The organism is Blattabacterium cuenoti (genome assembly GCF_014251955.1).
Taxonomy (GTDB): domain Bacteria; phylum Bacteroidota; class Bacteroidia; order Flavobacteriales; family Blattabacteriaceae; genus Blattabacterium; species Blattabacterium cuenoti_L.
The window spans coordinates 276,221-290,566 of record NZ_CP059203.1; the positions used below are offsets into that span (position 1 = coordinate 276,221).

Genomic DNA, 14,346 nt, shown 5'->3' on the forward strand with positions numbered 1-14,346 from the left:
ATAATCTTTTTTATGAAACAAAAAATTACAAAAGCATTAGAAAATGTTTTTACTATTGATAATAAAAAAAATATTATTGAAGCAGGAATAGTTAAAAATATAGATTTCTTGAAAGACGAAATCATAATCCACATCCACTTATCTAATCCTACTCTGCATATAAAGAAAAAATTAGAAAAAGATATTCACCAATCTATAAAATATCAAAATGTAAGTCTTGATGCAAAAAGAATTAGGATAAGAATAGAAACGATAGTATTAAATACTAAAAAAAAAATAGATGGAATAAAAAATATAATTGCCGTTGCTTCTGGAAAAGGAGGAGTAGGAAAATCCACAATAGCAACAAATATCGCTGTTTCTTTAGTGAAAATGGGATTTCATGTAGGATTGTTAGATGCTGATATTTATGGCCCTTCTATTCCTTTAATGTTTAATCTTCTAGAAGAAGATATGATTTCATCATGTATTATCAAAAAAAATGGGAATTATCTGATGAATCCTATTATTCGATATGGGGTTAAAATTCTATCTTTAGGTTTTTTTTCAAAATCTGGACAGGCTATTGTTTGGAGGGGCCCTATGGCTACTAAATTTTTAAGAAAATTTATTCATGAAACCGATTGGGGGGGGTTAGATTTTTTAATTGTAGATTTACCTCCAGGTACAGGAGATATCCATTTATCCCTTTTACAAGAAATTCCATTAAAAGGAATTATCATTGTTAGTACTCCTCAAAAAATAGCTTTATCTGATGTTCATAGAGCTGTAGAAATGTTTCGAATTAGATCTATTCATGTTCCAATACTTGGAATCATAGAAAATATGTCTTTTTTTTTAATCAAAAAAGAAAAATACTATTTTTTCGGAAAAAATGGAGTAAGAAATTTTTCCAAAAAAATGAATATTTTTTTTCTAGGAGAAATTCCTATGTTACAAAACATACGAGAATCCTCTGATTTAGGAGTTCCTATTGTTTTAGAAAACGATCAGATAAGACAAATTTTTGGAAGAATTACGAAAAATATAATCGATCAACTAAACTATCATATATCATAAAACATAAAAAATAATAAAATAATTAAGAACAGAATTTGATAAATTCTTTTACAATTAATATTAGAATAGGGATAGATTTTTCCATTTTTTGAAAAATGGAATCGGTGTGATGAGATTTATGTTGATTCGATAATCCCATCATAATAATGGATATAGCAAATACTCGTAAATTCATAGATCTAGCTGCAATCACGTATGAAATGATATTATTCATTCCAACACTATCTCCCCCCATGGATCGTATCATTGCATATTCTGCAGTTGTTTTATAATTTGGATAAGGAAAAGTGACATAGACCCCTTTTTGTATGATTATATTATGATTCATAGCTATATTTTCTGCTATTTCAAGCATTTTTTTATCATATGGTTCTTCTGTAACCCCAAAAAAACTATTCTGATTTTTCATAGGATTCATAGAAAAAATAGATTTCTCTGGAAAAAGATTGATATGATCTTTAACCAACATAACGTCTCCCATTTTGTAATTAGGATTCACTCCTACAGAAATATTGATTAGTATTAACTTATCTATTCCTATATTTTTACACAATACAATAGGAAAAGTATTTTTTTCTTTCTTATCCTCATACAAGGAAAAAGGTTCTATTAAAAAAACAACTTTTTTTTCTTCTATCTCTCCGAAAATAAATTTTCCATATAATTTTGAAAAATTTGGTATTTCTTCGTAAGAAATACATATAGGTTTTTTTATTTCCTTTACAAGTTGATTAAACTGGCTTCCTAATAATAGGATTCCAAAATCAGGTTTTGTTTTGATTTTATTTTGGATATATATTGTTGATTTTTCTAAAGGCATTGACATAAATTATTAATTTTTAATCAAATAAAATTATTGCACCCATTTCCTACTACTTACTACTATACTATACAAACAAAAAGGAAAAGGTAAATAATAAAAAATAAAGTAAAATGGATTGAAATAAGATAAAATTATCACATTTTAGTGAGTTTTTTTTGATTTATTTTATAATAGATATAATTAATTAATAAGGGGAAAAGATGATCTATTATAGGATGACATTTACTTCTCTAGATAAAACAATCCCTAACTTTTTTTTTATGTCTTTAGTTATTTTTTCTGAAAAAGAATATATATCTATCCCACTCGCCTTTCCATAATTTACTAAAACTATAGGTTGTTTTTTATATACTCCTACATCACCTATTTTTTTCCCTTTCCATCCAGCTAGTTCAATTAATGAACTAGCAGATAGTTTCACTTTTTTTTTAGAAATGGAATATCCAATAATAGTTGGATATTGAGATTTAAATTTTTTAAACTCAAAAATTCCTACTATAGGATTCATAAAAAAACTACCAGCATTTCCAATTTTTTTTGGGTCGGGTAGTTTTTTTTGTCTAATGTGAAGAATTGCCTGACTTAAATCATAAGGAGTGGGTTTTTTAATATTCATTTTTTCTAATTCTTTTTGGATTTCAATGGATGATGTATTCAATTTGTGATATTGTTTTCTTAATAGAAAAAGAACAGATAAAATAAGGAATTTATTTCTGTATTTTTTAAAAAAAGAATGACGGTATTGGAGTTGACATTCTTCACGTGTTAATTCTCTAATTCTTCCCTTCTCAGTTTCATAAACCTCTACTTTCAATAAAGTATCCTTTATTTCTGTTCCATATGCTCCAATATTTTGAATAGGAGCCCCACCAACTGTTCCAGGAATAAAAGATAAATTCTCTAACCCACTGAATCCTTTTTTTATAGTCCAACTGACAAATTCATTCCAATTTTCTCCAGCAAAAGCTTTCACTATTACTTGATCGTTGTTTTCCTGAATGATCTTTTTTCCTTTTATCCCCATTTTTATTACTAATCCCTGATAAAAACTTTTAAAAAAAAGAATATTACTTCCATTTCCCAAAAAAAGTTTTGGTATAGATGGATATTTATAAAAAATTTCTTGTATCTCTTCTATACTTTTCACATTTACAAAATAATGCGCATAAACATTGATTCCAAATGTATTCAATTTTTTTAGAGAAAAATTTGTTTTAATATTTAACATGAAGAAAAATATTTTGAGAAATCAATAAAGACAATTTTGTACGTAAATATTGTATGATTAAATTTATCTATTATTATAATAAAATTGTTATTTTTTATGAAAAGAGTAGGAAGTTTTTTTTGGGGAGTCATCTTAGGAACAATGGCAGGAATAGTTGTTGGAATTCTATTAGCTCCCAAAAAAGAGTCTAAAATTAGAAATATACTAGGAAAAAAAACTGAAGAATTGAGAGAAAATTTACAAGAAATAAGGAAAAAAATAGGAAATAAAGTCCATAAAATAAAATCGGATTTTGAAAAAAAATGGAGCAAAAATAAAATAGATAATAAAATGAATCAAGAGAAAATGGATCAAGTAGAAGATGAATTGGGGACTTAATAAGTGTTTCTTTTTTATCTTTTTTATTAAAAATTTTTTCAATAGAAAGTTGACCTTTTTTAAAAAGGAAGCAATTAAACTGTTCGTTTCCATAATGACAGAAATTTTTTTGAATTTTCTTATTCTTATATTTTTCATAATTGTCCTTTTTGTATTAAGTCTTTCTTTATCTTTTTTTTTATCCTATTATTTTGGAAATTATGTTGTAGGATTTGGGATACTTACTTTTTTATATATTTTTATTTTCTTATTTTTATTATTTTTCTGTAAAAATATGATACGTATTTTTATAAAAAATTCATTAAAAAAATCAATATTTAAAATTTTTGAAAAAAAATAAAAATTTGACCTCATGAAGAGATCAGAAGTTATTTATGGAATTCATCCCCTGATAGAAGCCATTCAATCTAAAAAGACTATTAGTAAACTCTTTTTTCAAAGAGGACAGCAACAAAGGTCTAATACTTATAAAAAATTAATAAATCTTTCTAAAAAAGAAAATATTCCAATTCAAATTGTTTCAAGAAAAAAATTTCATCAATTAAAAAATAAAAATCATCAAGGAGTTTTTGGGATTTTATCTCCAATAGTCACTTATCATATAGAAGATTTACTTCCTATGTTTTATGAAAAAAAAAATCCCCTTTTGCTCATTTTAGATCGTATTACTGATGTTAGAAATTTCGGATCTATAATTCGTACTGCTGCATGCGCAGGAACAGATGCTATCATTATTCCAAAAAAAAATACCGCATTGATAGGATCTGATTCTGTAAAAACTTCTTCAGGGGCTTTATTTAAAATTCCAATATGTAAAGAGAAAAATATTCAGAAAACGATAGAATATTTAATGTCCTACGGATTAAAGATTGTTTCAGCGACAGAAAAGTCCAGTATATATTGGTATAATATTGATTTTTCAGGACCTACAGCGATAATATTAGGAAATGAAGAAAATGGAATTTGCACGAAATATTTAGAACTTTCTTCAGAAAAAGCAAAAATACCGGCATCCATGAAAGGAATATCATCTTTAAATGTATCTGTAGCTTGTGGGATTATTTTATATGAAGTCTTTCGACAAAGAAAAACATCTACGCGACGTAAGTAACATAAAAAAATTTTTTTAATAAAAAAAATCACTTTGAAATTGTTTTAAAAAACGAATATCATTATCGAAATAAATTCTAATATCATTGATTTTATAAATGAGTAGAGCGAGTCTCTCTACACCCATTCCAAAAGCAAATCCAGAATAAGTTTCTGAGTTAATGTGAACGTTTTTCAAAACTTGTGGGTCTATCATTCCACAACCCATGACTTCTACCCATCCTGTTTTATCATATAGATCCACTTCAGCACTAGGTTCTGTAAATGGAAAATACGAAGGACGAAATCGTATTTTTACGGATTCTCCAAAAAGAGAGTTTATCAAATATTGAATGATTTTTTTTAGGTCTAAAAAGGATACTTTTTTGTCTATATAAAATCCTTCTGCTTGATGAAACATAAAATTTGAACGAGATGAAATTGTTTCATTTCTATACACTTTTCCTATAGATAAAACACGAAAAGGAGGCTTATGTTTTTTCATATATCGTATTTGTACAGAGGAAGTATGTGTCCGTAATAAAATGTCTGGATTTTTGTACAAAAAAAATGTATCCTGCATCTCCCTAGATGGATGATCTATAGGAATATTTAAAGCTGTGAAATTATGCCAATCATTTTCTATTTCAGGCCCCTCAACATAAGAAAACCCAATCATTTTAAAAATGTCTATAATCCTATTTATTACAATAGATATGGGATGTAAAGATCCTATTTCTATAGATTTTCCTGGAATTGTAGGATCGAATTTTAATATTGTTTTATTTTTTATGAGATTTATTTTTTGATAATATCGTATTTTATCTTGAACATTTTTTTTTAATTCATTGATAATTATACCTAAATTTTTTCTTTTTTTATATGGAATTTCTTTTAATTTTTTAAAAAAAATAGTTAAAATTCCCTTTTTTTTTCCAAAAAATTTAATTCTAAACAATTCTAAATCCTCATATGTTTTAGCTTGAAAACACTTGATCTCCTCTCTTATTTTGTCCATTTCTTTTTTATCCATAATACATACATAAATTTTTATGACATTATTACATGATAATTTCATCAAAAATTTTTTCGTCACTCATATAACGAATGATAGCTTTTTTAATCAAAAAAGATTGTTCTTCATTATTTAATAATGGAAGATTTTTTATCAATAAATAATGAGGCCATCCTTCCCTATCTCTTCCAATAAAAACATAATATCCAAAAGGTTCTAATATTCTGCATATTGCAATATGCAGAATATTGATTTTATCTTCTCTATTAAAAAATCTATTTTTACCTTTTCCTAATTCTTGAATTCCTATCAAGTAAATAATTCCAATGGGATCAATTTTTCCTTCTATGCAAAAATGATTTCGTATATATAAAATAACTTTATTCCAATTGAAATGAAATTGTTGAAAAAATTTTTTTTTCATTTTATTTAATAAAATAGTTCTTATTATGACTGGTTCAGATATAATGATTATAATTATAGTTTTATATGGTGGATATCAAGGATTTATAAAAGGTCTACTTTCTCAGTTATTTTTATTTATGATATTTTTTATTCTAATCTACAAAGGAGTAGATTTATTTCATTTTTCTTCAAATGTTTTAATCAAAAAAGTAAATATAAGGAATAATCAAGAACCTTTTTTTACAGTATCCTCTCTAGGAATTTCATTTTTTCTGATAACTCTTATAGCTTTTTTAACAAAAAAAATCATAGAATTTTTTTTGGTCATTACATGGATCAATCCTATTGATAAATGGATGGGTGGAATATTAGGCATGATTAAATATTTTTTTTATTTATCAATATGTCTTCTTTTGCTTCTTGAAGCAAATAAAAAAATAGATTTAATTCCTGATAATTTTTTAAAAAACTCTTTTGAAAAAGAATTTCAATATATTTTCTCTATCTATAAGAAAGGGCCCCTACTATTTTTTTTTAGAAAATTAGAAGAATTATACTTTTTATTTTCAAATTTTATAAAAAAATGAATTTTAAAAAAAATATTTTTTCTATAACATCAAAAAAAGAATTTGAGGATTTAACTTTAAAAATATTCAATTTTCAAATAAAAAATAACAAAATATACAGAAATTATATTCAATTATTAAAAGTTGATCCATTTCAAATTAAAAAAATTTCTGAAATTCCTTTTTTGCCTATTTCCTTTTTTAAAACACATTGTATTTGTTGTTGTAGTAGTAGTCAAAAAAAGAGAAATCCAGAAATGATTTTCACAAGTACTGGAACTACAGGAATAAAAAGTAGACATTATATATCGGATTTGTTGATTTATATTAATAGTATTTATAAAGGATTTGAATACTTTTATGGGGCTATAGAAACATTCAAATTTTTAGCCTTATTTCCACCAGTCTTTTTTAGAAGAAGAAATAGAAATGATTCTTCCTTAATTTATATGATGAAATATTTGATACAAAAAACATATAAAAACGGAAGTCATTTTATTTCTTATAAGGATAGGATTTCCCTGAAAGGAGATATAAAAAAAAATATTTTCATTTTTGGACTCAGTTTTTCCTTATTAGATTTTATAGAGAAAAACAAAAATCCTATTATAGACGAAAATAGAAAAAATAATATTATTATTATGGAAACAGGAGGAATGAAGGGAAAAAGGAAAGAAATCATTCGCGAAGAATTACATCATGTTTTAAAAAAAGGTTTCTGTGTAGAAAATATTCACTCAGAATATGGAATGACAGAATTGCTTTCTCAAGCATATGCAAAAAAAAACGGAAGATTTAGATGTCCTCCTTGGATGAAAGTATACATCAGAGATACGGAAGATCCTTTGATTCATATCAGAAAAAATAATAAAATAGGGGGAATTGATATTATTGATTTATCTAATTATTTATCTTGTCCTTTTATTTCTACCGATGATTTAGGAAAAAAAATCAATGAAGAAGAATTCGAAATCTTAGGAAGAATGGATTTTTCAGATATACGAGGATGCAATTTGATGACATTCTAAAAAAAATTATAGGATCCATAATCCTAATAATAACATAATAGGTATGTATTTATTGTATATTAGAATAATATCTTCTATATTTTCTGTAATTTTTTTTGATTGTAAAAGCACATCCAACATTAATAGAGTATTTTTCGTTCCATATTTTTGATGAATGATTCCCATTACCTGTTGATTGATTTGTTCCTCTATTTTTATGAGAATTTTAATTTTTGTATGATTTCCTTCTTTTCCATATTTTTTTTCATATGTTCTATTTCTATTATTATTATCTGTGATTTTTTTTTTGATAATGTTAAAATGTTCCATCATAAAATGCTCAAGTGTAACTAAATTTTTTTTTTGTTGATATTTTAAAGGTTTATGACTATTCATCACATGAAATAAGGTTCTATTCGTAATAATATCTGCAGATTCAATGATTTCTTTAGTTTTATTGTATATATGAACATAAAGGATACCAGCTGGTTCACTTTCACTGTTTCTTGTTTTTCTAATGACTCTAATTAAAGAATTATGGATACTAGAAAAATTTTCTTTTACTTTTAAAAGAATTTTCCTACTGTATTGAAGAGTTTTAAAATTTTCTTGAGTAATTCCTTCTATGCTATTTTTATAAATATTTTCTATTGATTCAAGTATAGGTTCTAAAAAATAAGAAGTTTTTTTTAAAGTTTTTACTAAAGTTAAATCCTCTATTTCTTCTTCTACTATTCCAAAAATGCTTTTTTTATCTTCTCCTTTTTTATTTTTTACCACTATTTGAGAGTTTTTTTGATAACTCTTATAAAAAACAAAAATAATTGAAAAAATAAAAAATATAAGTGCCCATGCTTTTACAAAATACAAAAAATAGGCAGTGACTCCTGCCATCAAAAAAGCTATTAATCCTGTTAAAAACCACCCTCTTATAACTTTTAAAACTCCTGAAACTCTATAAACAGCACTTTCTCTATCCCAAGCTCTATCTGAAAGAGAAGTTCCCATAGAAACCATAAAAGTGACAAAAGTTGTAGATAAAGGAAGTTTATGAACTGTTGCTATAGAGATCAATATACTAGATATGGTTAAATTAGCAGAAGCCCGAACCAAGTCAAAAGCAACATTGTCATTTTGTTGTTTTTTTTGCTTAAAATTTTTTTCTATTTTAACCAAAAATCTTTTAGGAAATAATTTAAAAAATTGATTTCCTAAATATAAGAATAATCGAACGATTCCTCTAGAAAAAGAGTTGGATAAAAATTTTTCTGTTCCTTCATTTTGTCTACTCAAATTAATTTCCGTACTGGTAATTGTTTTTGTTTTTTTGGAAAACCAAAGTGTTAATATCATAATTATTCCTGAAAATATCAAAACTAAAGATGGTACCTTTACATTTCCGGACAAACTTTTCATATTGAATTTTTCTGCAGGGGGACTTCCTGCTTCTTTCCAGATATGATAAGATTGGATACTTGCTATAGGAATTCCTATAAAGTTTACTAAATCATTTCCAGCAAATGCCATTGCTAATGAAAATGTCCCATATAATACGACAAATTTTAAGATATTATATCCTAGAGAAACAAATAGATTTGCTACAATAATCCATGTAGAAAATAATACAAATAAAAAAACAAAAAAATGATTGTGAATCCATCTTATAATAAAATGGATAAATAAGGAAAATCCTCCTGTAAAATTATCGAATCCTTGTAAAGTACTATACAGTCCTTTTACAATAAGAAAATAAGTCATACTACTCAATGAAATAGCGGCCCATATGATTACATATTTTAATCTATTTTTATATTCAAAACTTAATAAAAATCGTACAAAATAGTGAATAAAAGCACCAGATACAAAAGAAATTATAATAGATAAAAAAATTCCTATACTGATTGTTAATGTTTTTTCCGCTTTAATGTATTGACTTAAATGATGAAGAGGTTCATGACTGTAATACATTTTTATCATGGAGATACTGAATGCTCCGCCTAATAAACAGAATACCATAGAAACTGTAGTAGAAGTAGGTAATCCTAATGTGTTAAAAACATCCAATAAAATAATATCGGAGATCATTACAGATAAAAAAATAAAAGTAAGATCAGAAAAATAAAAATAGGAAGGATCAAAAACTCCTTTTCTTGCGACTTCCATCATTCCACTTGATAAAAAAGCTCCCAATAAAATGCCTAAACTAGAAAAAATTATGATTGTTTTACGAGAAGCAACTTGAGATCCAATAGCGGAATTTAAAAAATTTACGGCATCATTAATCAAACCCACAATAAGATCAAAAATAGATAATACAAAAAGGATCACTATAATTGAGGGATAAAAAAGTTTCATAAAGAGTTAAGTATTAATTAATAATCTAATTAATAATCAATTTCAAGAAAAAAACAAAAGTATATCATTTTTAGGGGTTGTTTTTTTTTATAATTCTTATGATTTTGCAATTTTTTTTAAAGATTCTTTGATGAGGGTTTCTACAGAAAATTCTGGATGTTTCTCTAAAATTTCATCCAAAACTTTATTAGATTCTTTAGGAGAAAAACCAAGGACGTTCAAAGCACTTAAAGCTTCTTTTTTTATTATATTAGGGAAGTTTTCTTTAACGTTGTTTTTTCCTGTTTTCTTCTTAGGAAAAAAAACTTTAGAAATTTTATCCTTCAGTTCAATTATAATTCTTTTTGCTGTTTTTATTCCGATTCCCTTTACTCTATTAAATGTTTCTATATCTTCTTGATATATAGATTTTTCTATTTCATATGGAGTTAAGGAAGACAATAAAATTACAGCAGAATTTGGACCTATTCCATTGACAGAGATCAAACATGAAAATATTTTTCTCTCTATTTTATCAAAAAATCCATACAAAACATGTTGATTTTCTTTTATAAAAAGATAAGTATATATGTGTATTTTTTTTCCTTCTTTTTTTTCTAATAATGACGAATAAGTATACGAAGATATATGAATATAATATCCTATTCCATGACAATCTATTATTAAATAAGATTGATTTTTTTCTATTAATTTTCCTATTAAATGTGTTATCACCGTATAAAGAAAAAAAAGTTTTTTTCATCAAAAATTAGACAAATTATTTTTTTCTAAAAAAAATTTGTATAGGAACTCCTCTGAAATCAAAGTGATAACGAATCTTATTTTCAATAAATCTTTTATAAGATTTTTTTATATACTGGGGAAAATTAGAAAAAAAAATAAATTTTGGCGTATATGTGGGTAGCTGAGTACAATATTTGATTGTTATCAACTTTTTTTTTACAGAAGGAGGAGGATTGTTTTGCATAATGGGTAACATCACTCTATTTAAGAGATTTGTTTTTAATCTATTTTTACGTAATTGAAAAACTTGATGAGCTGTAGAGAGTATCTTGTTTATTCCTACTTTTTTTTTAGCAGAGATAAAAAAAATAGGAACATTATCAAATGGAGCAATTTTTTTTCTAATAGAAATTTCGTAATTTTTCTTAGAAAAATTTCTACTTAATAATAAATCCCATTTATTCATAAGAATTATGATTCCTTTGGAATTTCTTTCAATTAATCGGAAAATATTCGTATCTTGTGCTTCCCATCCACGAACAGCGTCCACCATCAAAAGACAAATATCTGTATATTCAATCGTTTTTACCGTTCTCATAGTAGAATAAAATTCAAGACTTTCACTAATTTTTGATTTTTTTCTCACTCCTGGGGTATCCACTAAAATACATTTATATCCCCATTTTTTGTAGAATACATCTAGACTATCTCTAGTAGTTCCAGAAATATTTGTGACAATATGATGGTTTTTTTCTAAAAAAGAGTTAATCAATGTCGATTTTCCTACATTTGGACGACCAATGACAGAGAAACGGGGAATATCCTCGTTTTTCTCTATTCTTATTTTTTTTCTTATTCTTTTCAAGATTTCTATTAATCTATCTAATAATTCTCCTGTTCCACTACCATTTATAGCAGATATACAGTAATAGTTGCTAAATCCTAACAGAAAAAAATCTGTATCGTAATACATGTATTTTCCATTATCTACTTTATTCACGACTAACAAAATAGTTTTTTTTAATTTTCTTAATATTTGAGAAATTTCTCTATCCGTATCTAAAATCCCCATTTGTATATCTACTAAAAATAAAATGACATCCGATTCTTTTACAGAGATTAAAATTTGGTTTCTAATTTCTTTTTCAAGAACATTGTTATTATTTTTTTCTGCATTCTTCTTATAAAAAGAAGTATATCCTCCTGTATCTATTATAGAAAACGGAACTCCATTCCATTCAGAATTTCCATAAATACGATCTCTTGTTACACCGCTTTTGATATGAACAATCGCTTTTTTTCGTCCTACAAGACGGTTAAATAGGGTAGATTTTCCTACATTTGGACGACCAACTATAGAGACTATATAACTCATTATTACCTTATGAAATAAAAAATTATTATGTATGACAAAGGTAGAATTTTTTCATTAGTTTCATTCATAGATTTTTATGAGTCAATTATATTTATAATAAAAACTAAACTTAAGAATCATGCGTTTCGATATTGTTAGCGTTATTCCTGAAATTCTCAAGGGTACATTCTCCAATTCTATTTTAAAAAAAGCTATAGACAAAGGATTAATTGAAATTTATGTTCATGATTTAAAACAGTATGGAATTGGAAAACGTAAGCAAGTGGACGATTATCCTTATGGTGGAGGAGATGGAATGGTGATTAGAATAGAACCTGTATATCAATGTTTTTCCAATCTTTTATCCGAAAGAGATTATGATGAAAAAATTTTCATGACTCCTGATGGAAAAGTTTTCTCACAAAAAGATGCTCACGAATTAACTCACAAAAAAAATATTCTTATTCTTTGTGGACGTTACAAAGGAATTGATCAGAGAATTAGAGATCACTTGATTTCCAAAGAAATATCTATTGGGCATTATGTTTTGTCTGGGGGAGAACTTGCGGCAGCTGTAATAGTAGAGGCAATATCCAGATTGTTACCTGGAGTCATCAATAATACAGATTCTATTCTTACGGATTCTTTTCAAAAAACTATTCCACCTCCTCCTCTTTATACCCGTCCAAAAATCTACAAAGGTTGGGAAGTCCCAAAAATTCTTTTATCTGGACATCATAAAAAAATAAAAGATTGGAAATCTAAAAAATCCTTGCAGGAATTAATAAAAAAAAAATAAAATATTGATCAAATTAAATGAATTTTTCCATAAATTAATCGTTCAATCACTTTATCTATTTTTTCGAAATCAAATTCTTTGATTACATCTTGCATCATTTTTCTAATTTTTTGATTACATAAATTTCCTATACTCCCTTCATGAGAATGAGAAAATATCTCTTTTGTCAATGGTTTAAAAGATCCATTTTGGATATCCAATCCTACTTTTTGATAAGCTTCTCTAAATGAGTAACCTTCTTTGACTAGTTTATTAACAACTTCTACACTGAATAAATAGTGATATTTATCCTCTTTCAGGATATCATTTTTCACTATGATATTGTTTAACATATACCTAAATATAGAAAAACATTTTTTTAATTCATCAAAAACAGGAAGGAATCTTTCTTTAATAATTTGAAAATCTCTATGATATCCTGAACACAAATTGGACGAAATTAAAGAAATTTCATTTGGCAAAGAAGAGATCCTATTACATTTTGCTCTGATGATCTCAAAAACATCTGGATTTTTCTTATGAGGCATGATACTAGAACCGGTAGTTAGATGATCAGGAAAACTAATGAAATTGAAATTTTGACTTAAATATAAGCAAATATCTTGAGCCATTTTACTCAAAGTTCTTGCGCAAGAAGAAAGTGATTCTGTAACTATTCTTTCCATTTTTCCACGTCCCATTTGAGCATATACAACGTTATAATTTAAATTTTCAAATCCTAATAATTCAGTGGTCATTTTACGATTTAAAGGAAAAGAAGATCCGTACCCAGCTGCGGATCCTAAAGGGTTTTTATTGGTAATACGATAAGCTGTACGAATTAACAACATATCATCTATCAAACTTTCTGCATAAGCAGCAAACCAAAGACCAAAAGAAGAAGGCATCGCTATTTGATAATGAGTGTACCCAGGGACTAATACGTTTTTATATTGTTCACTTAATTCTAATAAGAAGTCAAAAAAAGAAGAGATGATGAATACAATTTCTTTGATTTTTTCTCTAACAAATAGTTTCAAATCTACCAAAATTTGATCATTTCTTGATCTACCACTATGAATTTTTTTTCCTACTTCTCCTAAACGATCTGTTAATAAGAATTCTATTTGAGAATGAATATCTTCTATTCCTTCATTTATTATAAAATGATTTGTTAATATTTCGTTGATATAAATATTTCGTAATTCTTGAATTAAAACTTCTAAATCTTTTTTATTTAACAATCCAATATTTTCTAACATAATCACATGAGCGATGGTTCCTATAACATCATGTGGAGCCAGAAGTATATCTAATTCAGAATCTTTTCCTGAAGTAAAATCTTCTATTTCTTTATTTTTAATAATATTATTTTTTTCCCAAATTTTCACGTAGTAATATTTTTTAGATTTTATCTATCTTTATTTTGTATAGAATATAATATTATTATAAAACTATAAATTTTTATGGAAATAGGAAAAATTTATTCTAATAAAATTCATGGATTATGAACAAACATAATGAGAATAATAATAAAAAAAAAAATACCGACTCTATTTCTTCTTC

The 14,346-nt window shown here is 25.9% G+C and carries 14 protein-coding genes; 6 read left to right on the forward strand and 8 right to left on the reverse strand.

Going from position 1 to position 14,346, the window contains the following annotated elements; translation table 11 throughout:
* Nucleotides 1-12: 12 nt before the first annotated feature.
* Nucleotides 13-1,059 carry an Mrp/NBP35 family ATP-binding protein gene (locus H0H53_RS01265; protein WP_185870720.1) on the forward strand — a complete coding sequence of 349 codons (1,047 nt, stop codon included), beginning with the start codon at nucleotides 13-15 and terminating at the stop codon, nucleotides 1,057-1,059.
* Nucleotides 1,060-1,081: 22 nt separating this feature from the next.
* Here H0H53_RS01265 and H0H53_RS01270 read toward each other — a convergent pair whose 3' ends face one another.
* Nucleotides 1,082-1,885, reverse strand: a complete 804-nt coding sequence (locus H0H53_RS01270) for a purine-nucleoside phosphorylase (protein WP_238784281.1) — start codon at nucleotides 1,883-1,885, stop codon at nucleotides 1,082-1,084.
* A 205-nt stretch (nucleotides 1,886-2,090) separates the two neighbouring features.
* The gene (murB, locus tag H0H53_RS01275) at nucleotides 2,091-3,110 is read right to left on the reverse strand and encodes a UDP-N-acetylmuramate dehydrogenase (RefSeq protein ID WP_185870721.1); all 1,020 of its coding nucleotides are present in this window, start codon (nucleotides 3,108-3,110) and stop codon (nucleotides 2,091-2,093) included.
* A 96-nt stretch (nucleotides 3,111-3,206) separates the two neighbouring features.
* Between murB and H0H53_RS01280 the strand changes: the two genes are divergently transcribed.
* Nucleotides 3,207-3,488 (forward strand): YtxH domain-containing protein, encoded by a 282-nt coding sequence (locus H0H53_RS01280; protein ID WP_185870722.1) that lies wholly within the window; start codon nucleotides 3,207-3,209, stop codon nucleotides 3,486-3,488.
* A gap of 352 nt (nucleotides 3,489-3,840) precedes the next feature.
* Nucleotides 3,841-4,599: a 23S rRNA (guanosine(2251)-2'-O)-methyltransferase RlmB gene (gene rlmB / locus H0H53_RS01285; protein WP_185870723.1), complete on the forward strand. Its 759-nt coding sequence runs from the start codon at nucleotides 3,841-3,843 to the stop codon at nucleotides 4,597-4,599.
* A gap of 15 nt (nucleotides 4,600-4,614) precedes the next feature.
* Here rlmB and pheS read toward each other — a convergent pair whose 3' ends face one another.
* Complete coding sequence (gene pheS / locus H0H53_RS01290; protein WP_185870724.1) at nucleotides 4,615-5,610, reverse strand: phenylalanine--tRNA ligase subunit alpha; 996 nt, start codon at nucleotides 5,608-5,610, stop codon at nucleotides 4,615-4,617.
* Nucleotides 5,611-5,638: 28 nt separating this feature from the next.
* On the reverse strand, nucleotides 5,639-6,016 hold the full coding sequence (locus H0H53_RS01295; protein ID WP_185870725.1) for a hypothetical protein: 378 nt from the start codon (nucleotides 6,014-6,016) through the stop codon (nucleotides 5,639-5,641).
* A 25-nt stretch (nucleotides 6,017-6,041) separates the two neighbouring features.
* Between H0H53_RS01295 and H0H53_RS01300 the strand changes: the two genes are divergently transcribed.
* Both H0H53_RS01300 and H0H53_RS01305 read left to right on the forward strand, forming a co-directional pair.
* Nucleotides 6,042-6,584, forward strand: a complete 543-nt coding sequence (locus tag H0H53_RS01300) for a CvpA family protein (protein ID WP_185870726.1) — start codon at nucleotides 6,042-6,044, stop codon at nucleotides 6,582-6,584.
* Entirely contained in the window at nucleotides 6,581-7,591 is a 1,011-nt protein-coding gene (locus H0H53_RS01305; RefSeq protein WP_185870727.1) for a LuxE/PaaK family acyltransferase, read from the forward strand. The genes H0H53_RS01300 and H0H53_RS01305 overlap by 4 nt, the downstream gene beginning before the upstream one ends.
* A 6-nt stretch (nucleotides 7,592-7,597) precedes the next feature.
* Here H0H53_RS01305 and H0H53_RS01310 read toward each other — a convergent pair whose 3' ends face one another.
* From H0H53_RS01310 to der, 3 genes are all read right to left on the reverse strand, one after another.
* Nucleotides 7,598-9,925: an inorganic phosphate transporter gene (locus H0H53_RS01310; RefSeq protein WP_185870728.1), complete on the reverse strand. Its 2,328-nt coding sequence runs from the start codon at nucleotides 9,923-9,925 to the stop codon at nucleotides 7,598-7,600.
* Between the two features lie 96 nt (nucleotides 9,926-10,021).
* Nucleotides 10,022-10,639 carry a Holliday junction branch migration protein RuvA gene (gene ruvA / locus H0H53_RS01315; protein WP_185870729.1) on the reverse strand — a complete coding sequence of 206 codons (618 nt, stop codon included), beginning with the start codon at nucleotides 10,637-10,639 and terminating at the stop codon, nucleotides 10,022-10,024.
* Between the two features lie 43 nt (nucleotides 10,640-10,682).
* Nucleotides 10,683-12,023 carry a ribosome biogenesis GTPase Der gene (gene der, locus H0H53_RS01320; protein WP_185870730.1) on the reverse strand — a complete coding sequence of 447 codons (1,341 nt, stop codon included), beginning with the start codon at nucleotides 12,021-12,023 and terminating at the stop codon, nucleotides 10,683-10,685.
* Between the two features lie 118 nt (nucleotides 12,024-12,141).
* Here der and trmD point away from each other — a divergent pair, with 118 nt between their 5' ends.
* Entirely contained in the window at nucleotides 12,142-12,801 is a 660-nt protein-coding gene (trmD, locus tag H0H53_RS01325; protein WP_185870731.1) for a tRNA (guanosine(37)-N1)-methyltransferase TrmD, read from the forward strand.
* Nucleotides 12,802-12,809: 8 nt separating this feature from the next.
* On the opposite strand, the gene argH is transcribed toward trmD, so the two are convergent.
* On the reverse strand, nucleotides 12,810-14,171 hold the full coding sequence (gene argH, locus H0H53_RS01330) for an argininosuccinate lyase (RefSeq protein WP_185870732.1): 1,362 nt from the start codon (nucleotides 14,169-14,171) through the stop codon (nucleotides 12,810-12,812).
* Nucleotides 14,172-14,346 lie beyond the last annotated feature (175 nt).